This is a genomic window from Prosthecobacter debontii (assembly GCF_900167535.1).
Taxonomy (GTDB): domain Bacteria; phylum Verrucomicrobiota; class Verrucomicrobiia; order Verrucomicrobiales; family Verrucomicrobiaceae; genus Prosthecobacter; species Prosthecobacter debontii.
Genome location: NZ_FUYE01000016.1, coordinates 14058 through 37314 on the forward strand (window position 1 = coordinate 14058; position 23257 = coordinate 37314).

At 55.7% G+C, this 23257-nt stretch carries 20 protein-coding genes; 7 read left to right on the forward strand and 13 right to left on the reverse strand.

Features of this window, described 5'->3' with window-relative positions; translation table 11 throughout:
* Positions 1-38: 38 nt before the first annotated feature.
* From B5D61_RS19530 to B5D61_RS19540, 3 genes are all read right to left on the reverse strand, one after another.
* Complete coding sequence (locus B5D61_RS19530) at positions 39-659, reverse strand: OmpH/Skp family outer membrane protein (RefSeq protein WP_176159545.1); 621 nt, start codon at positions 657-659, stop codon at positions 39-41.
* A 55-nt stretch (positions 660-714) separates the two neighbouring features.
* Positions 715-3066 carry an outer membrane protein assembly factor BamA gene (bamA, locus tag B5D61_RS19535; RefSeq protein WP_176159546.1) on the reverse strand — a complete coding sequence of 784 codons (2352 nt, stop codon included), beginning with the start codon at positions 3064-3066 and terminating at the stop codon, positions 715-717.
* Positions 3067-3333: 267 nt separating this feature from the next.
* Positions 3334-4011 carry a hypothetical protein gene (locus tag B5D61_RS19540; RefSeq protein WP_139373377.1) on the reverse strand — a complete coding sequence of 226 codons (678 nt, stop codon included), beginning with the start codon at positions 4009-4011 and terminating at the stop codon, positions 3334-3336.
* Positions 4012-4144: 133 nt separating this feature from the next.
* Here B5D61_RS19540 and xseB point away from each other — a divergent pair, with 133 nt between their 5' ends.
* Together xseB and dxs are read left to right on the forward strand one after the other, a co-directional pair.
* A complete protein-coding gene (gene xseB, locus B5D61_RS19545; protein ID WP_078815119.1) occupies positions 4145-4489 on the forward strand; it encodes an exodeoxyribonuclease VII small subunit in 345 nt (114 codons plus the stop codon).
* A gap of 8 nt (positions 4490-4497) precedes the next feature.
* Positions 4498-6384: a 1-deoxy-D-xylulose-5-phosphate synthase gene (dxs, locus tag B5D61_RS19550; RefSeq protein WP_078815217.1), complete on the forward strand. Its 1887-nt coding sequence runs from the start codon at positions 4498-4500 to the stop codon at positions 6382-6384.
* A 67-nt stretch (positions 6385-6451) separates the two neighbouring features.
* Here dxs and B5D61_RS19555 read toward each other — a convergent pair whose 3' ends face one another.
* The 3 genes from B5D61_RS19555 to B5D61_RS19565 all read right to left on the reverse strand — a co-directional run bounded on the left by B5D61_RS19555 (position 6452) and on the right by B5D61_RS19565 (position 8645).
* On the reverse strand, positions 6452-6766 hold the full coding sequence (locus tag B5D61_RS19555) for a hypothetical protein (RefSeq protein ID WP_078815120.1): 315 nt from the start codon (positions 6764-6766) through the stop codon (positions 6452-6454).
* 88 nt (positions 6767-6854) lie between these two features.
* Complete coding sequence (locus B5D61_RS19560; RefSeq protein WP_078815121.1) at positions 6855-7232, reverse strand: rhodanese-like domain-containing protein; 378 nt, start codon at positions 7230-7232, stop codon at positions 6855-6857.
* Positions 7233-7394: 162 nt separating this feature from the next.
* The gene (locus B5D61_RS19565; protein WP_139373378.1) at positions 7395-8645 is read right to left on the reverse strand and encodes a hypothetical protein; all 1251 of its coding nucleotides are present in this window, start codon (positions 8643-8645) and stop codon (positions 7395-7397) included.
* 192 nt (positions 8646-8837) lie between these two features.
* Between B5D61_RS19565 and B5D61_RS19570 the strand changes: the two genes are divergently transcribed.
* From B5D61_RS19570 to B5D61_RS19580, 3 genes are all read left to right on the forward strand, one after another.
* Positions 8838-9308, forward strand: coding sequence for a GIY-YIG nuclease family protein (locus B5D61_RS19570; protein WP_078815123.1), 471 nt, complete (start codon positions 8838-8840; stop codon positions 9306-9308).
* Positions 9309-9438: 130 nt separating this feature from the next.
* A complete protein-coding gene (locus B5D61_RS19575; RefSeq protein ID WP_176159547.1) occupies positions 9439-10338 on the forward strand; it encodes a serine hydrolase in 900 nt (299 codons plus the stop codon).
* 456 nt (positions 10339-10794) lie between these two features.
* Positions 10795-12801, forward strand: coding sequence for an ATP-dependent helicase (locus B5D61_RS19580; RefSeq protein WP_078815125.1), 2007 nt, complete (start codon positions 10795-10797; stop codon positions 12799-12801).
* A gap of 163 nt (positions 12802-12964) precedes the next feature.
* Here the strand turns inward: B5D61_RS19580 and B5D61_RS19585 are convergent, their stop codons facing one another.
* The 3 genes from B5D61_RS19585 to B5D61_RS19595 are packed head-to-tail and all read right to left on the reverse strand — an operon-like array spanning position 12965 to position 16469.
* Positions 12965-13753: a succinate dehydrogenase/fumarate reductase iron-sulfur subunit gene (locus B5D61_RS19585; RefSeq protein ID WP_078815126.1), complete on the reverse strand. Its 789-nt coding sequence runs from the start codon at positions 13751-13753 to the stop codon at positions 12965-12967.
* Between the two features lie 36 nt (positions 13754-13789).
* Complete coding sequence (locus B5D61_RS19590; RefSeq protein WP_078815127.1) at positions 13790-15706, reverse strand: fumarate reductase/succinate dehydrogenase flavoprotein subunit; 1917 nt, start codon at positions 15704-15706, stop codon at positions 13790-13792.
* 49 nt (positions 15707-15755) lie between these two features.
* Positions 15756-16469, reverse strand: coding sequence for a succinate dehydrogenase cytochrome b subunit (locus tag B5D61_RS19595; protein WP_078815128.1), 714 nt, complete (start codon positions 16467-16469; stop codon positions 15756-15758).
* Positions 16470-16673: 204 nt separating this feature from the next.
* On the opposite strand from B5D61_RS19595, the gene B5D61_RS19600 reads away from it, so the two are divergent.
* Positions 16674-17075 (forward strand): peptide chain release factor family protein, encoded by a 402-nt coding sequence (locus B5D61_RS19600; RefSeq protein ID WP_078815129.1) that lies wholly within the window; start codon positions 16674-16676, stop codon positions 17073-17075.
* A 13-nt stretch (positions 17076-17088) separates the two neighbouring features.
* Here B5D61_RS19600 and B5D61_RS19605 read toward each other — a convergent pair whose 3' ends face one another.
* Complete coding sequence (locus B5D61_RS19605; RefSeq protein ID WP_078815130.1) at positions 17089-17781, reverse strand: ABC transporter ATP-binding protein; 693 nt, start codon at positions 17779-17781, stop codon at positions 17089-17091.
* Between the two features lie 78 nt (positions 17782-17859).
* The gene (locus tag B5D61_RS19610) at positions 17860-18744 is read right to left on the reverse strand and encodes a helix-turn-helix transcriptional regulator (protein ID WP_078815131.1); all 885 of its coding nucleotides are present in this window, start codon (positions 18742-18744) and stop codon (positions 17860-17862) included.
* A gap of 197 nt (positions 18745-18941) precedes the next feature.
* Between B5D61_RS19610 and B5D61_RS19615 the strand changes: the two genes are divergently transcribed.
* Positions 18942-21296, forward strand: coding sequence for a hypothetical protein (locus tag B5D61_RS19615; protein WP_217699018.1), 2355 nt, complete (start codon positions 18942-18944; stop codon positions 21294-21296).
* An 8-nt stretch (positions 21297-21304) separates the two neighbouring features.
* On the opposite strand, the gene B5D61_RS19620 is transcribed toward B5D61_RS19615, so the two are convergent.
* Both B5D61_RS19620 and B5D61_RS19625 read right to left on the reverse strand, forming a co-directional pair.
* Positions 21305-21676, reverse strand: a complete 372-nt coding sequence (locus B5D61_RS19620; RefSeq protein ID WP_139373380.1) for a hypothetical protein — start codon at positions 21674-21676, stop codon at positions 21305-21307.
* Positions 21677-21907: 231 nt separating this feature from the next.
* The gene (locus B5D61_RS19625; RefSeq protein WP_078815134.1) at positions 21908-23155 is read right to left on the reverse strand and encodes a sensor histidine kinase; all 1248 of its coding nucleotides are present in this window, start codon (positions 23153-23155) and stop codon (positions 21908-21910) included.
* Positions 23156-23257 lie beyond the last annotated feature (102 nt).

Genomic DNA, 23257 nt, shown 5'->3' on the forward strand with positions numbered 1-23257 from the left:
GGAATGGATTCGGCGTGCCCTCGTTTCAGAAGATCGAATTAGGGCTTCTTAGGCTCTTCAGCTTTAGCAGCACCTTCAGCGGCGGCTGGGGCAGCAGCACCAGCGTCCTTGTTTAGCTCGACGATGATCAGGTCAGTGATGTCCACCGCGTCTTTGTAATAGATCAACACAGGAACGGTGGAAAGGCTCATGCCAGATTTATCGAAGATGAAGTCATAACCGTCGGTTTTGGCCTTATCACGGACGACGACAAGGATTTCGTCGTAGATACCACGACGGATCTTCATGTCTTCGGTCTTGAGCTGGTTGGTGCGGCGGTTCTGCTGCTCACCGATTTCCTGCTCGAGAGTGCGGATTTCCTTCACTTTCTCGTCAAACTCAGCGGCCTTTTTGGCGCGAGCATCAGGAGTCATGATGGGATCGCTGGCTTCTTTGCGCAGCTTCTGTGCATCCGTGTTCAGAGTCTTATAAACCGCCCAACGGTCGTTCATTTCGGTCTGAGCCTTATCCACGTTGGCTTTGAATTCCTCGGCGGCCTTTTTGGTCTTGTGGAATTCAGAGAAGGCTTTGGACATATCCACCACGCCGAATTTCAAATCGGCGGCGCTGGCGAGCGTCAGACTGCTGGTGAGAAGGGCTAAAGTCAGAAGACGAATCATAGAGGAAGTAAGAGAGAACAGAGAAGGGGTTTGTTCAATGAACAAGGCAGTCACCTTAGAATTTGTAGCCCATGTTGAACTGGAAGCGTGGGCTGTCACCTGTGAAGTCATCTTTCACGAGAGGCAGACCGAGGTCGAGGCGGATCGGACCGATGGGCAGGAACATGCGGAGACCGATACCGATGTTTGAATAGACTTCACCGTCACCCACGATCGGGCCACCGGCACGAACACCAGCAGTGGTGGTGTTAGCCGCCGTGATGTCAGTGGAGATGTAACCCACATCATAGAACACGGCACCGCGCACTTTTTCGAGGATTGGGAAGGAGTATTCGATGCTGCCGTAGATAGAGACGTTACCGCCGATTGGCTCACCCGTGCTGTCTTTCGGGCCTGCCTCGCGATAGTCATAACCACGAAGGTTATTGGCACCACCCAGGAACAAACGCTCGAAGATCGGCACATCGCCGTTACCAGTGCCGGAGCTACCCCAGCCATCGACCCAGCGAGCCATACCTTCGAAGCTCAGGATGGTGTCACCAGGAAGGGAGAAGAACTGCTGGCCGCCCAGGTTGGCACCCCAGACTTCCACGTCACCGCCCAGACCGGAAGCCATCAGACCGGCTTCGAATTTGTGACCCTTGCGAGTGATGAAGACGCTGTCACGAGTGTCGTGCACGAAGGCGAAGTCCACTTTGCTCTGAAGGTAATCACCTTCTTCGTTGCGGATGATTTGGCTTGGGTCCTCGTCATTGTTCACGTCCAGGTTGATGTGCTGGAGGGTGTAGGTGGTTTCGAAGTAAGCGTGCTCACCGAAAGGCTTGCGCAGGCCCAGAGAGATCCCGGCGTTGGTCTGCTCATAGCGATCTGCCTGAGAGAGATAGAACATGTTGCGATAGAACAGTTCGGTCGTGAAGGCCAGCTTCTGACCCAGGAACCATGGCTCGGTAAAGGTCAGGTTGAAGTCTTGGCGACGTGGACCGTAGCGGATGTTCATGTTGAAGCGCTGGCCTGCACCACGGAAGTCACCCCAGTCGCTGATGTCGAAGTTGGTCTGGGTCACATCGATGAAGCCCACGATGCTGTCGATGGAGCTGAAGCCTGCGCCAAAGTTGATGGAGCCGGTTGGCTTTTCAGTCACGTTGACTTCGATGTCTTTGAATCCATCCACCTCGGTGGACACCGGGCGAACGGTCAGAGGATTGGCGTCACCTTTGCCTTCGAAGTAGTTCAGGTTTTCCAGACGTGTCTGAGCGGTTTCGAGCTGGACGGTGTTCAGTTCATCACCAGGAGCCATCGGAAGCTCGCGGCGGATGACTTCGTCTTTAGTCTTCATGTTACCGCTGATGTTGACCTTGCGGATGTAGGACTTGGTGCCTTCGTAAACGCTGTAAACCACATTCAGTTTGCCTGGGCCTGCGTCGGAAAGGCGTGTTTCCACACGAGCATCAGCATAACCACGGGAACCGTAGTAATCCTGGATCATTTTTTCGTCACCACGGACATCGGAGCCCGAGTAAGGATAGCCTGCTTCCGTCAGGATGGCGGGGGTCAGATCTTCCTGAGAGAAGATGGTGATGCCCTCAATCGATACGGAAGCGACGTCGTATTTCTCGCCTTCGGTGATCTCGAACACCAGAGCCACTTTGTCGTCGCTCACCACTTCGCGGCGGTAGCCGACCTTCACATACACATAACCTTCGTCCTGATAGGCCTGTTCGACTTTACGCACGTCTTCGAGCACAGCTTGGTTATCGAGTTTGCCAGCCTTGCCCCAGAGACGCCAAAAGGTCTTCTCCTTGGAGGTCAGCTTGGCGCGAAGTTTGCGGTCGCTGATGGCGGTATTGCCTTCGAAGCGGATGTCACCGATCAGACCACGGCCACCTTCTTCGATTTTGAAGAGGACGGTGGAAAAGCCTTCTTTGGTGGATGGGGTGACGTCATAGGTCACGAGCACATCGGAGAAACCCTTCTTATTGTAGAGTTCCAGAATCTTCTGCTGAGCGGCGGTCAGCTTGGCATCATCCACTGGGTCACCCACCTTGACTTCGATTTCCTTGCGCAGTTTGTCATTGTCGAAGGCTGCGTTGCCCAAAAATCCGATTTCACCGATGCCGCCACGTCCAGCGATGGTGACCACCACTTTCACGCCTCCTGAGACGTTGACAGCCTGAATGTCCACGTTTTCCACCGCGCCTGTCGCGTAAAGAGTGCGAAGGTCACGCTCGACGGCTTCATCCGTGTAAGGTTCACCCACGCGAGTGGACATCTGAGCGCGAATACGATCAGGATCCATGGTGGCGGCACCTTTATAAACGACGTCGACTTCACGGACGATTTTACGTCCGACGGCGGCCGGGGAGTCCAGAGCCACTTGGGCTTGGCTACCGACTGTGGCAGCGGACATAAACAGGGCGACCAAAAGCGGTCGCAGTGCGTATTTGGAGGAAGAGATAACTCCGTGAATCATAGCAGCGTGTGGTGTTCGGGAGGAGACTGATGCGTGCATCCCACTGCGTGCAGAGGGAGCAGCGCAGTAATGCTAACCTTCACCATAGGCGTCAAGGTGTAAAAACAGGTTTGACCTCTAATAGATGCAAATAAATCACTGAAAATGTAGTCTGATGCCTTACTTGACCACTCAAACAGTCAGTGGTGTTTGTGAAGTGAGGGGTCAGCGGAAGAGCTCGCGAAAAAAGCCGCGGGTTTCTTTGCGGGCGTTATCCGTCCAATCCCAGGCTTTGCGAGCGGCTCGTTTGACCGCTTTGGCCGCGCGTTCGCCTTCTTCGCCTTCGGCAGTGACTGTCGAGGATGGGACTTTAGGTGTCCAATCTTGGAAGCTTACCGCCCCTGTTTCAGCCGAGATCACGATGAATCCGACTTCGTAACCCGTGTTATCCTTCAAGGCGAGGCCCCATTCAGGGAGGCCGGTCTCGGAATTGCTGGCCAGTTGGTAGTCGATGCTGGCAAAGGTGGCTTGGGCTAGAGCAGCGGATTTGGCAGCGATGATGCGGGCATCGGCGCTGCGATACCGCACCTTCGAGAAGTCCAGAAGTTTACCAGGCACACGGTCGAGGACACGAGAGCCCGCCCCTGCGGCTTGGGCTTGCCATTGACCCGCTTCGAGTTTCACTGAGATACGCAGGACTTCTTCAGGCCGGAAGGCATCGCGGGAGTAGGCGGTCCATTCGGTGGGTTCGCCAGTGGTCCCGGTGCCTTTGAGCAGCAGGAGATTATTGGCAATGGCCGAACCGAAACTCTGGGCCACAGCCACGGGGATTTCGGGGTTGGCATGAACTGGCGAAAGGCTGGCGATCAGAAAAAGCGGTAGGGTTAAAAACAGGTGTCTCATGGCTGGCGATAGCATAGAAAGGGGCGCGAAATGAATCAAGACAGGTTTGGTCTTGTGAATAACGCTGGTTTTCGTGCTTGCGGGGGCGGTGTCTGTCCTGATAATGCGCCCCCCTTCGAGCATCCTTTTTTGCATGAGCGCATCCCAACCTTCCGACATCTCTTTTGAACAGGCTATGGAACGCCTGGAGGAGATCGTTGCGCAGATGGAAGGGGATCGTTTACCGCTGGATGAAATGGTGGCCAGCTATGAAGAAGGCATGCGCCTTCTGAAAGTTTGCCGTCAGCGCATTGAAAACGCCCGTCGGCGGGTCGAGATCATTACGGCTGATGCCGAAGGCAAAGCCACCACAGCGGCCTTCGATCCCGCCTTGGTTGAAGCCTCCCTCCCCGAGGAAAAATCACGGCCAGCTTCTCCGGCTCGCAGGAAAAAACCTGTTGAGTCTGAAGAAGATCCTGACGACATCCGACTTTTTTGACATATCACGTGGACACCACCCTGCCAGACATCACTTGCCCTGCTGATCTCAAAGCCCTGCCGCTGGAAAAGCTCCCAGCCTTGGCTGAAAAGATCCGCTCCACCCTGATCGAGACCCTTAGCCAGACCGGGGGGCATCTCGGGCCTAACCTGGGCGTGGTGGAGTTAACCATCGCCATGCATCGGGTGTTTGATACCCCGAAGGACAAGTTCGTCTTTGACGTCGCCCACCAGGGATATGTCCATAAAATGCTGACTGGGCGCTGGGATAAGATCCACACCATCCGCCAGTATGAGGGGCTGAATGGCTTTTTACTGCGCAGTGAAAGCGAGCACGATTGCTACGGAGCAGGGCATGCTGGCACCGCCCTGGGCGCTGCTCTGGGGATGGCCTCGGCTCGCGATCTGAAAGGTGGCGATGAGCACGTCGTGTGCGTCTCAGGAGATGCGGCTTTTACCTGCGGCCCCGTGTTTGAAGCGCTGAATAACATCTCTTCACACACGAAGCGCCTGATTACGGTGCTCAACGACAATGAGTGGAGCATTGATCGGAACGTCGGGGCGATTGCCAAATATTTCAATACCATCGCCACCCACCCGGGTTTCACCAACCTGCACGACAAGGCGGCCAAGTTTGTGGAGTTCGTCCTCGGCGGCGGAGCTCGTAAGCTGGCCGAGCGGGTGGAAAATTCGGCTAAAGGACTCCTGCTTCCTCAGAGCGAAGGCGCTCACAACCGCAGTGTTTTGTTTGAGGAGTTCGGCATCCGTTATTACGGCCCGATCGATGGCCATGATATCCCTCTGCTGATCCAGACCTTCGAGTTTCTGAAGAATCAAAACGAGCCGGTCATCCTGCACATCCTGACCGAGAAGGGCCGCGGTTATAAACCAGCCCTCGAAGATCCAGGTAAATTCCATGGACTGGGCAAATACAACATCGAGACAGGCGAGGTTCAGGCGACCGATAAGCCGACCTATTCGCAGATTTATGCCCGGACGGTGACCGACTTTGCCAAAGAAGATCCAAAGATCGTCGCCATTACGGCAGCCATGCCGGGTGGCACGGGCTTGATGGCGTTCAAAAAAGAAATCCCTGAGCGTTACTTTGATGTCGGGATCGCCGAGGAGCACGCTGCCCTCTTTGCCTGCGGTATGGCGACTCAGGGGCTGCGTCCTTTCCTAACCATCTATTCGACCTTCATGCAGCGTGCCATCGACATGATCATTCATGACATGGCGATCCAACATCTGCCCGTGCGCCTGTGCATGGACCGCGGTGGTTTGAGCGGTGATGACGGCCCGACTCACCACGGCCTGTTCGATATCTCTTATCTCCGGGGCATTCCTGGGCTAGTTCACATGCAGCCGAAGGATGAAGACGAGTTTGTGGATATGCTCTGGACGATGGCTAATTACGATAAAGGGCCGATCGCCATTCGTTATCCTCGTGGCAATGGCCCGGGTGTTACTCCGAAGGCGAAGCCGCAGCTCCTCGAGATCGGAAAAGCCGAGGTGGTGGCGGATGGCGCAGATATCGCTTTGATTGCTTTGGGCGATATGTTCGCCATCGCTGAAAAAGCCAAGGTGGAGCTGGAGGCGAAGGGGCTTTCCGTGGCGCTCATCAATCCACGCTGGATCAAACCGCTGGATCATCAGGTGATCGAAACTTATGCCCGCAAGGTCAAGGTTGTCTGCACCCTGGAGGACCACGTGCTGATGAACGGCTTCGGCTGTGCGGTGATGGAGCTTCTTTCGAGTGCTGGTATCACGACCCCTGTGGTGCGTGTTGGCTGGCCAGATGAGTTTGTCGAGCACGGCACACCGGCGATTCTTCGCCAGAAGCATGGCCTCACCGTTGAAGCGACGGTGGAAAAAGTGCTTTCGAAGTTGTCCTAATCGAGCCTTTAAAAACGACAAGCGGTGCAGCCCTCGGGCGGCACTGCTTGTTCATGTTTAGCCTGATCTACTCAGCCTTTTTGTCGAGGCTCAAGATCTGGTAGTTCTTGGCATAGGTGCCAAGAGCTTCCGTAGCACTTTCTTTGGTGATCGTGTCATTGTGGGCCACCACGATGAGCTTCTGGGTATCGGCATCTTTACCCGGCTTGACATCCACGCTGACCACGTCTGTCAGCTTCTGCGAGAGGGCTGCAGTGATGTGGGCCTTACATGAGGCACAGACCACTCCGGTGATCTGACCTTCATAGGTCACGGTTTTTTCATCAGCGGCTTGGAGCGCTGCGGTGACGAGAAGCGAAAGAGCGAGAACGAGTTTTTTCATAGCGAATGAGCGGAAAGAAGATCGGAGAATGAAAACGCCGGGAGGTGGAGTTGTCCATCATCCCGGCGCATAAATTCATTCAGAGAAATTACTTCTCGAGGTCTTCTTTAGCTTCTTTCCAGCCAGAGATGCCGGCGGAGAGATGCTTGACGTTGGTGTAGCCGAGAGCCTCAGCTTTCTTGGCAGCCTGCTTGTAGGCGTTGCATTTTGGGCCGCCGCAATAAGCCACGACCAGTGCCCCTTTGTCTGCTGGGAGCACCTTGGAGAGATCGTCACCTTTGGCTTCGAAATCGATGGCGCCTGGCACGTGACCAGCTGCATAGGAGTCAGAACCATTGACATCGATGACCGTGACTTTCTTCTCAGCGATGGCGGTCTTGAGGTCAGCGATGCTGATATCTGGATACTCAGCAGCCATGGCGGAGGCTGCAACGAGGGAGAGGGCAAGAGCGAGCAGTTTCTTCATAGGATGTTCGTGGTAGTTTGGTTTATCGGTTGGTGTTTCACACGAAGCCCTAGGCTAGGCCCTCGTGCGGACAGTGTTCAGACGTCGATTCAGAGAATTTATTCCCGAAAAGACGCGATTGAGTTTCAATACGAAATGGAGTCGGATTTGTGTACAGAATTGTTATCGCCACCAAGATGGCAAATCCGGGACCGTTTCTTTGATTATCGTGCGAATCGCGCGTTTCTCCTCAGCAGGGATGTGGGTATAAACGGGGTTGGCATTTTGATCCCGTAGCCCTTCAGCCATTTTGAAATAAACCCGCTCTTTGAGAGCTGGCGTGAGCTTCTGCCACGAGTCGGTGTAGAGCATGTAGCTCGCCCGGTATTTGAAGAGGCGCGTTTTGAGGTCGAAGTCCTTGAGCGAGGCTCCATTCGTGACGGGCTTTTTGTTACGCTGAAACTCACGGATGAAATCGGGATCGCCTTCGATGCCTTCCGCTGGAAGTTTGGCTTCATCGACAAAGAGAATGTATTGGGCCAGTTCGTCCGCCAGTTCTTCCACTTGGGGTTTGGCAGAGAGGGCCAGGTTTCCGCGTCCATCAGCCAGCAGTTGCCGCATCACATAGGCCGCATGAAAGACTCGGTTTTCAAAGCCGATCTGATGCTCATGCACGAGATGTGGCAGGATGTCACTGGTCGGTCTCAGATGCAGGGACAAATCCGACATTTGCCCTGGCTCAATTTTGATTTTCTCAAATCCCCGCGAGGCGCTCCTACGCGCCATCGTATTGGCCAGGTTTTCTTTCAAATGATGCTGCCCGGTGAGATGCCAGCCGCCGAACCTCTTTTCAAGAGGGATCTGATGTCCTTGCTCATCTCTCCGGTAAGTCTCCGCGCTGGCACCGCTCAGCATCGGGAGCAGAGACTCGGCAATCAAACCGGGGACGCGCTTGGTTGCATTGCCCGCATGGCAGTTGAAGCATTTGTCGGAGCGAGTGATGGGCGGCACCGGGCCTTGGGGCCTGAGGCGATCAAAGATGTAAAACATGGCTCCCATCTCCGGGTCCATGGCAATGATCTCTACCTTGCCCCCAGGCACATAACCCACATAGACATCCTCATTGAAATACAGGGCTCGTGGATTTCTCGGGTTGATGATCTCGCTCTGTAGAGAGCTGGCAGAAAAAACCAGAAGCTGGGAGCTGATGGGGACATCAAGGGCTTTTAAGACGCTGGACAGAAAGGCTTTGTCATCGGTGGTGTCGAGCTTGATGCCACCGGACTCGATGCCTTTTCTCAAGCGGGCAAAACGATCATCCGGCTGATGCTCCAGGTAACGATGTGGGGCCTCGCGAAACACGATCTCGGTTTCCACCCCACGAGTGAACAGGGGGAGGGCTAAGATGCAGAAACCGACCAAACGAATCCTCATGCTGCTCATACGATTCAAAGCGGATGAATGTTAGCGAAAAGCAGTTGGGGCGGAAGATGAGAGCGGGCGAGAAGGCCCCGAGGGTGCGTTTCCAGCCACAGGGTTCAGTTGCATCGAAATACGATAGGCACAGATGGAAAAGGGATTGCATACCCACTGAGGGAAATTGAGGTAGGCGGCGTATAACTCCGTATGTCTGCCTGTGGTTCGATGAATGAAGTCTCCTTTTGTTTTCACCCCTTTCGAGGTGGCGAGGCCGTGACGGAATACGTGCACAGCTTTCGACGGCCGGATTTACCTCCGATCCAGGCCGGTGCGCCTCTGGATCTTTATCCTTCACGCCCAGAGTCAGCCTTGTTTCCTCGTCAGCTCACCTGGGATGATCCTTGGCCCTATGGAGATCGGGCGGGCGTTTATCTGGTTTACGATGAGGCTTTGAATCTTCTTTATATCGGCAAGGCATCCATGAATCGCCGACTCGGCCAGCGGCTGTATGAATACTTCGGCGGTGGTGAGGTGTGCCATCCTCGACTGGATTGGCTGCGGCCCGCACGTTACATCATCAATGTCGCCATGCCTGCGGAATTACCCTTCGAGGCACCTGCGCTGGAGGAGTTTCTCATTCGTCGGCTCCAGCCGAAATTGAATGGAGTCGGCTTGTAAAGCTGCGGCCCTGCGTTGAAGTGCGTAGGTTAGCTAAAACGACTCTAAAGACGGGCAAAGGCTAAAAACAAACTCATGGCCGAGCACTTGCCGAAGCGGGTGGTTACCGCACTGATAAGGCATGCCTGCCATGAACCGACGTCGTTGGATGCAAGGAATGTTAGGCCTGCCGCTGTCCTTGCTGTCTGGGTGCATCTTGCCTCCTTTGCGTGAGGTGAGGCGTAGTGGTCTTGTCTTTGCTCCTGCGGGCGCAGGCAATACACCGCTCATGATCGGTGGTGCCGCGCGCAAGGCCGCCGCTTTGCGGGAGTATCAGCAGACCTTCCTCGTCTCAGGGGCCATGTTCCGTTTCGGGCCTAAACCGGCCCATGGGCGGGAGTGGACATCTCGGTTGGCTCAAGGTTACGCAACTTCAAAGCGAGATCGAAGAATTGGTTATGCGGTGAAGAATCTCGCCACAGGTCTGTATCTGGCCGAGCATCAGGCCGATCTTTTGATGAATGGCTGCTCGATGCCCAAGCCAGCGCTCTCCGCCACTCTGCTCGAAGCTCGACAGGGTCGACTCAGCACCGAGGAATACCAGCACATCGTCAATGTCTGTGATCGTAGCATCAATGCTTCCTGGCAGGCCATCCTCGCTCGGCTCACCGCCGCTGACGAGCAGGCCTTTGAGGCTAAGTATCATCTGCCGGATGTCCCTTTGCGGCAAAATGCCCAATCCGCCCGCTACTATGCGGAGTTCTTCGAGCGATGTGTGAACTATCGTCTCAATCACGGCTGCGAACTCATGCTGGAGGCCATGAGGCGTAACCAATACGGCATCGGCCACTGGTATCTCCCGGCTGAGATCACCTACCTCGGTGGGAAAACGGGTAACTATGGCGAGTGGCAGCACGAAGGCCTCTTTTTCTACTATCGAGGCACCCCTTACGCCATCGTCCTCTACACCGGAGGCCGCTTCGCCCTGGATGGCAACTACTGGCGCATCGGGGCTATGTTCGGCGGTCTATTCAGGGAATATGTGGCGTGAGGTAAAATGGCTAACGCGTAAAGGGCACTTACGCGACCTGATCGATGTGGTTAGTCGCCTCACGTGGAGTCTGGCAACGGCTATCGGGAGCGACACCACGTCACAGGCTTAACGGTATATTCAGGCGGGTCATTTCGACTCGGAGTGGGAAGCCAGTGTCTTCCACCGCCTTAATGCGCTTCGATTGGCCTGGGTGAGCATTGACTTCGAGTCGTGCAATTGAAGCCAATCGATCATCTTTACAGCCTTGTCCTCAAGGCAAGTTTGTGTCTGTTGTTTTTTGTAGAAAGATAACTTAGATTTGCACCTTGGTTTTGGTTTGGGGCTATATTCAGCGATGGACTTGGATTGACGCATGACGCGGATGCCTTCGCTCCCCCCGCAGCCCGCAAAACCTGAATCCTGTCCTTGCATCCGGCGCTGGCCCGGCCAAATCCAGCAGGGCAATTATCTCTCATGAGCGGATTCACTGGCACTCTCAATCCCCAACAGCGGCAGGCGGCGACGCATATCCATGGGCCGCTTTTGATCCTGGCTGGCGCAGGCACGGGCAAGACGCGTGTGGTGACGGCACGGATCGCTCACATGATCAATGAAGGCATCAAGCCGGAGAACATCCTCTCCGTGACTTTCACGAACAAGGCGGCCTCCGAAATGCGCGAGCGTGTGCAGGACATGGTGCGCGGCGGGAAGGGGAAAAAGGTGGTGCTGGGGACCTTTCACGCGTTTTGTGCGAAGATGCTGCGGGAGTTTGCCGAGCATGTGGGGTATAAGAAAAACTTCGTCATTTACTCCCAGAATGATCAGATCAGCCTGATGAAGCGGGTGCTGAAGGGCCTGCTGATCAAGGAAGAGAACATGGACCCGCAGGCGGCGCTGAGTCGCATCAGCAAGGCCAAGAACAATGATGAGGATCTGGGCGATCCACAAAAGGAACTGCTGCCGGCGGTGGCCATCAAGTATGCGGATGAGATGCGGGCACTGAACGCGATGGACTTTGACGATCTGCTCTGTCTGGGCGTGAAGCTTCTGGAAGAGACGGAGAGCGTGCGGAAGATCCTGCATGATCGGCACCGCTTCATCATGGTGGATGAGTTCCAGGACACGAACTCGCTGCAGATGCGTCTGCTGAAGGCGCTGACACCAGCGCCCTACAACGTCTGTGTGGTGGGGGATGATGATCAATCCATCTATGGCTGGCGTGGGGCGGAGATCACGAACATCACACAGTTTGAGGACTTCTTCCCGAACCCAACCGTGGTGAAATTGGAAGAGAATTACCGCTCCACGACGCCGATTTTGCACACGGCGAACAGCCTGATCGAGAACAACATCGGGCGGCGTGTGAAGACCCTCTGGAGCCGGAACAAAGGCAATGATCTGGTGCGCCTGATCGCGACCGATGAGGACGTGGAAGAGGCGGAGATGATCGCCAAGGAGATCGAGACCGCCTTCTACGCCAACAAGGAGCCCTGGGAGTCCTTTGCGGTTCTGTTCCGTACCAATGAGCAAAGCCGCAGCTTGGAGCAGGCCTTCCGCTCCCGGAAGATCCCGTATCGCGTGGTGGGAGCGCGCAGCTTCTTTGATCGTCGTGAGATCAAAGACGTGCTGAGCTATCTGACGGTCATCCATAACCCGCATGATGATATCTCGCTGCTGCGCGTGCTGAACACACCACCACGGGGCATTGGCAACACGACCGCTGAGTTGGCGCGTGATCACAGCATGACCAAGCAGTGCAGCATCTGGGTCGCGCTGTGCGATCCAGATTTCCTGCGGATGATCCCGGAGAAGTCGCGAACAGCCGTGCGGCAGTTCACGGAAGTGATTTCCAAATACTGTTCCGCTGCGGGGACCCAGGGCACCGACATCGTGACGATGACGGAGGCCTTGATCAAGGAGGTGGAATACATGGAATACCTCCAGAAGCTATCGAAGAAACCGGAGGAATTTCATGCCTGGGAGCATGGTCTCGCGCAGTTCCTCACGCAGATGAGCAGCTACCAGGAGCGCAACCGCAAGGACGGTCTGGCGGGGTTCATTGACGAAGTCTGCCTGAACGATGAGCGTGAAGATAAAGACGACATCGAGAAGAAAAAAGGTGTCTGCTTGATTACCCTGCATGCCAGTAAGGGACTGGAGTTCCCGGTCGTCTATCTGCCAGGTCTGGAGAAGGGTATCCTACCGCACAAACGCAGCTATGACGAAGGTCGCGTCGATGAAGAACGCCGTCTCTTTTACGTGGGTATCACTCGCGCTCGTCAGCGCCTAACCATCAGTTTCGTGCGCTACCGCACGAAGTGGGGGCAGAAGCAGGCAGAACTGCCAAGCCCCTTCCTGGAAGAGCTGGATCGCACCTACGTGGATGAGATGGATTACACCAAGCACATGAAGGAAACCCCTTCGACCGAGGAGAATACGAATTTCTTCGCGGGCCTGAAGGCAATGCTGAATCAGGAGTAGGGGCGTCGTGCTACTGCGGAACGCTCCGAAGTCGTGAAACGAATTTCGTGCTTCATCGCGCCATGGCCTCTATCCACATGGATAATGATCTCCTAACAAAAAGCCCATCCTGAAGTGCATCAGGATGGGCTGGATTGGATCGAAGAGGATCAGGGGTGATTGATTAATCTCCGCCTTCGGCGCGTTCGATGCCGCCACCGAAAGCGTCTTTAGCGGCTGCCACGGCGTAGTCGAGGTTCAGCTTGGTGATCCAGCGCACGCTGATACCTTTCGGGCAGGCGGCTTCGCACTCATACTGATTGGTGCAGTTGCCGAACCCTTCCTTGTCCATCTGGCGCACCATACCAAGTGTTCGGCGGGTTTTCTCAGGCTGACCTTGGGGCAGGGAATTGAGCTGACCGGCCTTGGCGGCGGTGAAGAGCATGGCGCTGGCGTTTTTACAGGCCGCGACGCAGGCACCACAGCCGATGCACTCGGCGGCGTCCATAGCGGCATCGGCTACTTCTTTGCCAATGAGGATGCTGTTGGCATCGGGGGCAGCACCGGTGCGAACTGTCACGAAACCGCCGGCTTGCTGAATGCGGTCAAAGGCACTGCGATCGACGATGAGGTCCTTGACGATCGGGAAAGCGCGGGCGCGGAAAGGCTCGATCCAGATGGTGTCTCCGGTGCGGAATTTACGCATGTGGAGTTGGCAAGTCGTGGTGGCTTTTTCTGGGCCATGAGGCGTGCCATTGATGGTCATGGAGCACGCACCGCAGATGCCTTCACGGCAGTCGTGGTCGAACGCGACGGGTTCCTGACCTTTGGCAATGAGACGCTCGTTCACGATGTCCATCATCTCCAGGAAGGAGGCGTGGTCTGGGATCTCGGGCGCTTCAATGTCCTGGAAGTGACCAGGCTGACCTTGGTTCTGGCGCCAGACTTTGAGGTGAAGATTGAGCAGGGACATATAACCGAAAGTGGGGGTGAAATTAAAAGCGCCAGTTTACTTGTAGCTACGCACAGCGAGGTGGACTTCTTCGAAGGTGAGCTCTTCCTTGTTTAGGATCGGCTTGGCGAAGTCACCTGTGTATTCCCAGGCAGCGGCATAGCAGAAGTTTTCGTCATCGCGCTTCGCCTCTCCATCGGGATACTGGTGCTCGGAGCGGAAGTGGCCGCCACAACTTTCTTCACGGTGAAGCGCGTCGAGGCAGAGCAGTTCGGCAAACTCCATGAAGTCGGCCACGCGGCCTGCTTTTTCGAGTTCGGGATTGGCGGCTGCACCTGAGCCGGGGACGAAGACATTGGCCCAGAATTCCTCACGCAGTTCAGGGATGCGTTTGAGCGCCTCCGTGAGGCCTGCTTTGTCACGGGCCATACCACACTTGTCCCAGACCAAGAGGCCCAGTTCACGATGGAAGCTATCCACGCTGCGCTTGCCCTTGTTGTTGAGGAAGCGATTGGTCTGCGCTTGGCAGTTTTCCAGGGCTTTCTTGAACTCTGGATGATCGGTGGTGTAGGCGCCGGGTTTCTGGGTGACCAGATACGGTGCGATGGTAGTCGGGATGACGAAGTAGCCATCGGCCAGACCTTGCATGAGGGCGCTGGCACCGAGGCGGTTCGCGCCGTGGTCGGAGAAGTTGGCTTCACCCAGCACGTGCAGGCCGGGCAGGTTGCTCATGAGGTTATAGTCCACCCACAGGCCGCCCATGGTGTAGTGAACGGCCGGGTAAATACGCATCGGCTGTTTGTAGGCACTCTCACCCGTGATGCGCTCATACATTTCGAAAAGGTTGCCGTAACGCTCCGCAATGGTCTTCTGACCGAACTGCTGGATGGCCTCGCCGAAGTCGAGATACACACCGCGACCGCCAGGGCCGACGCCGCGTCCGTCATCGCAGGCTTCTTTGGCCGCACGGCTGGAGATGTCACGTGGGGCAAGGTTGCCGAAGCTTGGGTATTTGCGCTCCAGATAATAGTCGCGCGCGTCTTCGGGGATTTGGCCAGGAGCCTTACCGCAATCGGCCGCGTTCTTGGGAACCCAGACGCGTCCGTCATTACGCAGAGACTCAGACATCAGCGTCAGCTTACTCTGGTAGTCACCGCTGACCGGAATGCAGGTCGGGTGAATCTGAGTGTAGCAAGGGTTGGCAAAGTAAGCACCCTTCTTGTGAGCACGCCAGGTGGCGGTCACGTTACAGCCCATGGCGTTGGTGGAGAGGTAGAAGACGTTGCCGTAACCACCGGTGCAAAGCAGCACGGTATCGCCGGAGTGAGCTTCGATCTTTCCGGTCACGAGGTCACGGGTGATGATGCCTTTGGCGTGGCCATCCACGACGACGATCTCCAGCATTTCCATGCGGGAGTACATCTTCACACCGCCACGAGCGATTTCCTTGTTCAGGGCGGAGTAAGCACCGAGCAAGAGCTGCTGTCCGGTCTGACCACGAGCATAAAAGGTGCGGCTCACCTGGGCACCACCGAAGGAGCGGTTAGCGAGGCCGCCGCCGTATTCACGAGCGAAGGGAACCCCCTGGGCGGCGCATTGGTCGATGATATTGACGCTCTCCTCAGCCAGACGATGCACATTGGCTTCGCGAGCGCGGAAGTCACCGCCTTTGACGGTGTCATAGAAAAGGCGGTGCACGCTGTCGCCGTCATTCTGATAGTTCTTCGCCGCATTGATCCCGCCCTGAGCGGCAATGGAGTGCGCACGGCGTGGGCTGTCCTGGAAGCAGAAGCACTTCACCTGATAACCCAGTTCGGAAAGGGTGGCAGCTGCCGAAGCCCCAGCCAGACCGCTGCCCACGACCAGCACGGTGTATTTGCGCTTGTTCTTCGGGTTGATCAGCTTGGAGTCCTGCTTGTGCTTGGACCACTTTTGAGCCATCGGGCCGGAGGGAATCTTGGAGTCGAGAGGCATGGCGGAAAAAGGAAAGGGGTGGGGAAATTGGGGGCGAGTTTGCGGAAGCTTATCTGCCGTAACCGAAGATAAGGATTGCAATCGGGATGGAGCAATTGCCCACGAGGATCACTAGAGCGAAGATCTTGCCTAGCTTTTGAATTAGTGGCCATGTCTTATGGGTGGCCAGACCGAGGGTCTGAAAAATACTGGAGACACCGTGGCTCAGGTGGCTGCACAGCAGGACCATGGCAATAACGTAGAAAACGGAGGCGGGCCACCAGGAGAAACCGTCGATGACCATCTTGTAAACGTTATGCACCTCTTCACCATGCAGGCTGTAGCTGTAGAGTTCGGGGTTGTTGTATTCATTCCCGGCACGGATGGTGAAGTGGAGCAGGTGATAGACGATGAAAGCGAGGATGGTGAGACCGCTCCAGATCATCGTGCGCGAAGATGTGCTAGAGACCTGGAAGCGCTGCTTGCCATAGGCGTCTTTGCGAGCGGCTTTGTTAGCGACAGTCAGTTGAATGGTTGCGACAATGTGGATCGCGACAGCCGCCAAAAGCCCCAGACGAGCAATCCAGACGCCCGCTCCATGCAGGGAGGTCTGAAGCATGTGACCGTATTCATTGATCGCTTCAGGACCTGCAAAAACCAGAAGGTTGCCGATCATGTGGCCCAGGATGAAAACGACAAGAACGATTCCTGTAAGGGCGACAAGGAGCTTCTTGCCAATCGAGGAGCTGTAAAATCGGGCTACGGAGTCAAAAACGGCGCTCATGGGTGGTGATTTCCACCTTGGCGTTACGATTCATTCGTGCAAGCCGCACATAAAAAATTCCGCAGATCCATTCTTGGTAAAGGTGGGGCCGATTTTGCGCTTCCGGTGCCGAACTAAAACCTTGCGACAAGGTCTCAGTGGGGGCTTCATTAAAGTATCTAATCCAAGCACTTTCTTTTCGCCCTCAGTGAGGCACTTTCAGGGATGTCATTGCTGAATGAAGAGGCTCTCAACCGACGAATGCGCAAGCTGCGCATTCGTGAGGAAGACCTCGAAGAAGATTTTATCCGAGGAAGCGGGCCGGGGGGACAAAAGATCAATAAAACCTCGTCCACAGTGGTCTTGCGTCATGTGCCGAGTGGCCTGGAGGTGCGTTGTCAAAAAGAGCGTTCGCAGGTGATGAATCGCTACTGGGCCCGCATGGAGTTATGCGACCACATGGAAACCGTGGTCGCTGAGGCCAAGTTGGCTGAGCAAAATGCTCGGGAAAAACTGCGGCGTCAGAGCCGCCCCCGGCCCCGTGGTTTGAAGCAACGGATTCTCGATACGAAGAAGAATCGCTCGGGGGTGAAGAAAAACCGTGGCCGGGTGCGTGGTGATGACTGAGGTGGGGCGATGATCAGGTGCCTGCGCCCAGCAGAGTTCCTTCATGCAAGGTCAAAGTCCGGCCCATCCGTGCGGCTTGTGCAGGATGATGGGTGACCATGACGAGGCTGGTGCCAGTGGTCTTCTGGAGGTCGAGCAGAAGCGTGGTCAGAGACTCTGCATTCTTTTCGTCCAAGGCACCGGTCGGTTCATCGGCGAGGATCAGTTTGGGCTGATTGATCAGGGCTCGAACAACTGCGACACGCTGTCTTTCACCGCCGGAGAGTTGGGCCGGCTTCCAGTTCAGACGGTCTTTAAGACCGACGGAGGCGAGGAGCTGTTCGGCACGTTGTTGTAACTCTGTTGCGGCAGGCTTGATCTTTAGGGCCAAAGTGGGCAGCAGGACGTTTTCAAGGACGCTGCACTGAGGCATGAGATGATGCATCTGAAAGATGAAGCCGATCTTTTCACTGCGCAAAGCTGCTAAATCGGTCGCAGACAGCCCCGAGACAGAGGTGCCGTCGAAGCTATATTCACCTTGGTCAGGGACATCGAGCGTGCCAATAATGTTCAACAGGGTGCTCTTCCCGCACCCGGACGGGCCCACGATGGCCACGGATTCTCCTTCCGCGATACTCAGAGATATATCCCGCAAGACGGGCACCACATTGCCACTGCCAGGTTCACTGTAGGACTTGGAGATGTGAGAAAGGCTGAGAAGCGGCATGGCGGGGAAAGGGTAAGGAGCGCAGTGAGAACTGAAAGAGAAAACGTTTCAAAAGGGCATTCGATAGCATGCTAATTTTTAAGCCCCGTCATTGAGGCCGCTGCTGCGGTAGGCGGTGGGTGTCATGCCTGTATGTTTACGAAACCACGTGGTAAAATGAGGGGGATGTCTGAAGCCAAGCGCAAAGGCGATTTCCTTCAACGGGGTGTCTTCTTGGGCTAATCTCTCACGCGCCTTCTCTAGTCGGCGTTTTTCCAGAAACCCCTGAGCGGTCATCCCCAGGTCACGACGCAGCAGATCGTGAACGCGACGGGGAGTGAGAGACAAACCTGCGGCCACTTCATCCAGATTGAGCGCCAGATTCAATGGCCAGGATTGCAGCCAATGGCGTAACTGCTGGAGTCGGCGATCTGAAGGAGCTGTGCGTGAGGCTGGATGGATGTCATGCTTTTCCAGGATCTGGACATACTGAGAAAACCATTCCCAATAAGCTGCGTCATGCTGAACCCACGCTGAGAGGGAGCGTGGCTTCTCGGTCCGAGCCATCGCATAAGTGATCAGGTTTGCTGTCGGGTGGACGGTCTTGAACAAGGATTCGGTCGCCTGATGGAGCGTCTGGATCTCTGGAGTCGCAAAAACGGTGTTTAAACCCGCTGAGTAAACGGGCTGACCATCGGGCCAAAGGCAGCGCATGCCCACGGACAGCAGGCGTGTTTTGGGTGCAAAGGTTTGTTGCCGGATGCCTGGGGCAGAGAAAAAAGCCTGGCCTGGAACGATATGGAATTCTTGAGCATCCGCACGGATGGAAACATGACCACTCTCGACAAAGAAAACTCCGGCAGGCACAGGGATCTCTGGGGACCACTCGGCGCGCTCTGGAGCGAGGCCGTGATAGACCCATAGCCACTCGCATGAGATGTCATGCCAAAATGCTGGGGGAAGGGGAGACTGAGTGGCTGGCATGCAAAGATGAAGGTCGCGGAGGTGTAAGAGATTTCATCGAAGCATAAGCCACGGTTCTTGTCATGAAGATGGACTTTGTGTTCAAGTTCCTCATGCGTTTTACTCCGCTTTGCTTCTCACTTTGTTCCTTGATGGGAGTTGCCTCTTTGTCGGCTCAAGAGCCGCGACAGGTCAGCGGGATCTATCCTCACTTAGCCATGTTCAATGCTGAGGGAGAGTGTGGGACGGGTGCCGTCGTGCCTTGGGCAGATCGGTTGTGGGTCATTACCTACGGTCCTCATTTGCCCTTTGGCTCCAGTGACAAATTGTATGAGATCACGCCTGATCTAAAGCAGATCGTGCGCCCCGAAAGTGTGGGGGGAACCCCGGCTAACCGGATGATTCACACTGAAACGAACCAACTCTTGATCGGGCCCTATGTGATCGATGCTGAACGGACGGTGCGCGTGATTCCACCCAATCGGATGCCCGGGCGCTTGACGGGAAATGCACGCCATCTCACCGATCCTGAACATAAGGTCTATTATGCGACGATGGAAGAGGGACTTTATGAGGTGGATTTGAGTGACCTCAGCGTCACTGGATTGATCCAAGACGGTAACAAACCCAAGCCGGGCTTTTCCGAAGAGAGTGCCCCTGCGAGGTTGGCCTCCGCCTTGCCGGGTTATCACGGCAAAGGTTTATACTCGGGCTTCGGTCGTGTGATTTATGCCAATAACGGGGATCGAGATAAACGTGTCCTCACGGACCCATCCACCCCGAGTGGAGCTCTGGGGGAATGGCGCGAAGCAGGACAGGATTGGCAACTGGTGAGAAGAAATCAGTTCACCGAGGTCACTGGACCCGGGGGCATTTACGGCAATTCTCAGCCTAACAAGGATCCTGTCTGGAGCGTCGGCTGGGATCACCGCTCCCTCATCCTCATGTGCTTAGCTAAAGCTGAAGGCCAGCAGGAAGCGACTTGGCATAGCTACCGGTTGCCGAAGTCCAGCCACAGTTACGATGGTGCCCATGGCTGGAATACCGAGTGGCCTCGCATCCGGGACATCGGGGAAGACTCCCTGCTCATGACTATGCATGGAGCCTTTTGGAAGTTTCCCAAAAGCTTCTCGCCTTCTCAATCTTCAGGCATCATGCCGCGTAGCAACTATCTGAAGGTGATCGGGGATTTCGCTCGATGGGGGGATCGTCTCGTTCTGGGATGTGATGACTCGGCGAACAAAGAGTTTCTCAATGTTCGGAAGGCTAAAGGTAGTTTGGCCGGTCCTGGTAAATCACAATCCAATCTTTGGTTCATTGCTCCTGAGAAACTGGAGTCTCTGGGGCCAGCGATTGGCCGTGGAGCGGTTTGGCTTCAGGATGATGTCAAAGCAGGTACTTTGAGTGAGCCTTATCTTTTCGCAGGTTACACTCATCGTTCTTTGCAGTTGGTTTCCCAAAGCGATCATGAAGTGGAGGTCGTGGTGGAAGTCGATCTTCAGGGCGATGGCTCCTGGCAAGAAAGGCAGCGTGTCTTACTTCCTGCTCGAGGCGTTCAATGGGTTGATTTCGCGCCGACTGAGTCAGGTGCCTGGATCAGGCTGAAGCCTCTACAGGATGTGAAGGCGCTCACGGCATTCTTTCATTACCGGAACGAGGATAAACGGACGCCCGATGCCGCAGACATGTTTGCCGGGCTGGCGGGGCCTGCTGATTTGGATGTGACGGGAGGCGTGTTGCTTGCTCGTGGCGGCGAGTTCAAGACGCTGCGTTACGTGCTGGAAAATCGCGATGGCACACGTGCTTGTTATGACCTGGGCAGTGCGTTCGATCTCACCGCTCAACAGGACCCAGAAGGCTTGGCCTGGACGGCGAAACATGCCGCCATCCCCGAAAACGTCTTGGACCATGACGAGGCCTCTCTGATCTACTCCGATGAGAAAGGGCGCTGGCGCCTTCCACGCGGCGATGCTGCGTTGGACACATCTGGCATCCTGGGACTGGAGAGAGTGTGCCGTGAGGTCTGCACGGAAAGAGACCTGCTGAATGCCGGGGGAACCTTCTTCGAGTTACCCGCAGAAAATGCAGGCGGTTTTGCCAAAGTTCGCCCAGTGGCCACGCACAATCGCCGTATCAAGGACTACGCAAGCTACCGTGGTCTGTTGGTGTTAAGCGGTCTGAAGGCTGGGGCTCAGGGGGAGCACATTGTGACTTCGGATGATGGCAAGACTTCCTTGTGGGTCGGTGCCGTCGATGACTTGTGGCAATTCGGAAAGCCTCGGGGTATCGGAGGTCCCTGGAAGGATACCTCCGTGAAAGCAGGGGAAGCCAGCGACCCCTATTTGTTCACCGGGTATGACCGCAAGCATCTTACCCTCCAGTCAGATCACGCGACGACGGTTCGTGTTGAAGCCGATGTCAGTGGCACTGGATTATGGGTGACCTACCGCTCCTTCGACCTCAAGCCAGGGGAAAAGGTGGAGCATGAGTTTCCTGCTTCCTTCGGGGCTTATTGGCTCCGCTGTGTCTCAGACACAGCAGGCGTTATGTCGGCCCAGCTCAAGTATGAGTAGCGAGGCGTTTAATTCTGATTTGGGAAGATCTGCGGAGGCGGACTTCCCAACAGAGGATTGGGTTTGAGCTGACTTGGCCAAGCCGGTGTCGCCGGAATGGAGATTGTATCTGGAATCACTGCTTTTTCGTCGGGGCGTGAAGGTGGTGCAGGGACTGGCTCGGGCGTCTCGAAAAATTGTGGAGGGGTGGCTAAAAGAGGTGAGGTTGGTTTCGGCGGTGGGGTGAAGAGATTCGGTGGAGGAATCAAGGCTTCACGTAGCTGCTCCCAATCCGCAGGTGGTTTATCCGAGGTTTCCTTGGTGATGAAGGGCTCTGAAGGCGGACAAACTTCCGTGAGTGTCTCTGATGTCGATGGGACGTCTTCTCTGGGGGCGGGCATTGATGCAGTCTCGTGGTCCTGCGGGCGCTTGTGTAGAGCGGCCCAGGCTGCAGCGCCTGCGAAAAGAAGGACACCTCCCGGACGAACACGTGAGCCAACGACGGCCCCCAGTGCAACGGCGGCGGCGACCTTGCCAAAAACTTGGCGAGAATCGGAGTGAGATTTCGTGCTGTTCATAACAGCGATAGGCTATCCCTCTACCGCCTCAGGGCAACCCTGATTCCGCTCCCTTCAATTGACGGCGGTGCCCGTCAAGGGTACCCGGATGGTGAAGGTTGTCTCGACTCCAGGGGTGCTCGTCAGTTCAATCGTTCCACCGTGGGCTTCGATCGTGCGCCGGACGATGCTGAGACCGAGTCCGGTTCCCTTGATTTCTGGGGAGTGGTGCTTATGGCCGCGGAAGAAGCGCTTGAACACGAAAGGTAAGTCATGGGCCGGAATCCCGATGCCATTGTCACTGACCCGGATGACGCAGTGATCTGCAAACCACTGGCCGGTGACTTTGATCATTAAGCCAGGGTTTGGATTCTCCTTAATGGCGTTTTCCAAAAGATTGGTGAAGACCTGATCCCAGTAGAAACGGTCGCCCACCATGTGCCCCCCATCGGAAGGGAAATCGAGTTGGAAGCGCGTATCCCGGCCTTCCAGCATGGGGGCGAGATGATCCAGCGCATCCTGCACACAGGAACGGGCGGTGAAAGGCTCCAGATTCAGCGCGGAACTGCCATTTTCTAGCCGCGAAATGGTCAGCATGTCTTCGATGATGCGGATGATACGCTTGCCATGTTTTTCCATGACATCGAGGCAGCGTTTCATGGCGGCATCGTCCTTGATGACGCCACTTTGCAGAGTCTCGATATACCCGTTGATCAAGGTCAGCGGCGTCCGCAACTCATGGGAGGCATTGGCCACGAAGTCCTTACGAACTTGTTCCGCCATGGTCTGCTCCGTGATGTCATAGACCATGAGCCAAGCGCCCGCCTCGGCTTTAGCTGGTAGAGGGGCGGCTTCGATCAGATAGTGCCGACTGCTAACCATTCCCGCCGCCAAGGGCGTGTTCAGCTCGATCTCCTTGACAGTCCTCCGCTGATTGAGAAGCGCCGCCTGGACGATGTCGTTGATCTCATGATCTGAAAACTCCTCCAGAAGTGTCCGCCCTCGGTGGATGGAGGGACGATGGAAGAGATGCCCCATCGTGCGGTTGCAGAATTTGATGCGCTGATGATCATCGGTGATGACGACCCCCTGGCGAATTTCATTGAGCAGGGATTCAAACAGCCGCCGCAGGTATTCTTCTTTATGTAAGGCGGTTTCAGCCTCGATCAGACCGGCGAATTTGGCCCCCAGTTTGTCGGCTTCGAAGTCCCGCAGCCCGGCTGCCTTCGTGATTTTAAGCACACTTTGCCGCCAGTGAAGCTCCCGACGCCAGGCGAATAACGCCAGGAGGACGAGGGCGACGACAAGAATAGTGACGGTCATGAAGGAAGGAAAGGGAGGGGAATCGGACGATGAGAGGAAGGTGGACGTTAATCAATAACGACCTTGACCTGAGAGTCAGGTCGTCTCGGCAAGGATTGGGCT

Bases quoted from the DNA above. Each gene is read 5' to 3' on its own strand.
- B5D61_RS19530 (WP_176159545.1), bottom strand. From the start codon at position 659: ATGATTCGTCTTCTGACTTTAGCCCTTCTCACCAGCAGTCTGACGCTC.
- bamA (WP_176159546.1), bottom strand. From the start codon at position 3,066: ATGTCCGCTGCCACAGTCGGTAGCCAAGCCCAAGTGGCTCTGGACTCC.
- B5D61_RS19540 (WP_139373377.1), bottom strand. From the start codon at position 4,011: ATGAGACACCTGTTTTTAACCCTACCGCTTTTTCTGATCGCCAGCCTT.
- xseB (WP_078815119.1), top strand. From the start codon at position 4,145: ATGAGCGCATCCCAACCTTCCGACATCTCTTTTGAACAGGCTATGGAA.
- B5D61_RS19555 (WP_078815120.1), bottom strand. From the start codon at position 6,766: ATGAAAAAACTCGTTCTCGCTCTTTCGCTTCTCGTCACCGCAGCGCTC.
- B5D61_RS19560 (WP_078815121.1), bottom strand. From the start codon at position 7,232: ATGAAGAAACTGCTCGCTCTTGCCCTCTCCCTCGTTGCAGCCTCCGCC.
- B5D61_RS19565 (WP_139373378.1), bottom strand. From the start codon at position 8,645: ATGAGGATTCGTTTGGTCGGTTTCTGCATCTTAGCCCTCCCCCTGTTC.
- B5D61_RS19570 (WP_078815123.1), top strand. From the start codon at position 8,838: ATGTCTGCCTGTGGTTCGATGAATGAAGTCTCCTTTTGTTTTCACCCC.
- B5D61_RS19575 (WP_176159547.1), top strand. From the start codon at position 9,439: ATGAACCGACGTCGTTGGATGCAAGGAATGTTAGGCCTGCCGCTGTCC.
- B5D61_RS19580 (WP_078815125.1), top strand. From the start codon at position 10,795: ATGAGCGGATTCACTGGCACTCTCAATCCCCAACAGCGGCAGGCGGCG.
- B5D61_RS19585 (WP_078815126.1), bottom strand. From the start codon at position 13,753: ATGTCCCTGCTCAATCTTCACCTCAAAGTCTGGCGCCAGAACCAAGGT.
- B5D61_RS19590 (WP_078815127.1), bottom strand. From the start codon at position 15,706: ATGCCTCTCGACTCCAAGATTCCCTCCGGCCCGATGGCTCAAAAGTGG.
- B5D61_RS19595 (WP_078815128.1), bottom strand. From the start codon at position 16,469: ATGAGCGCCGTTTTTGACTCCGTAGCCCGATTTTACAGCTCCTCGATT.
- B5D61_RS19600 (WP_078815129.1), top strand. From the start codon at position 16,674: ATGTCATTGCTGAATGAAGAGGCTCTCAACCGACGAATGCGCAAGCTG.
- B5D61_RS19605 (WP_078815130.1), bottom strand. From the start codon at position 17,781: ATGCCGCTTCTCAGCCTTTCTCACATCTCCAAGTCCTACAGTGAACCT.
- B5D61_RS19610 (WP_078815131.1), bottom strand. From the start codon at position 18,744: ATGCCAGCCACTCAGTCTCCCCTTCCCCCAGCATTTTGGCATGACATC.
- B5D61_RS19615 (WP_217699018.1), top strand. From the start codon at position 18,942: ATGTTCAATGCTGAGGGAGAGTGTGGGACGGGTGCCGTCGTGCCTTGG.
- B5D61_RS19620 (WP_139373380.1), bottom strand. From the start codon at position 21,676: ATGCCCGCCCCCAGAGAAGACGTCCCATCGACATCAGAGACACTCACG.
- B5D61_RS19625 (WP_078815134.1), bottom strand. From the start codon at position 23,155: ATGACCGTCACTATTCTTGTCGTCGCCCTCGTCCTCCTGGCGTTATTC.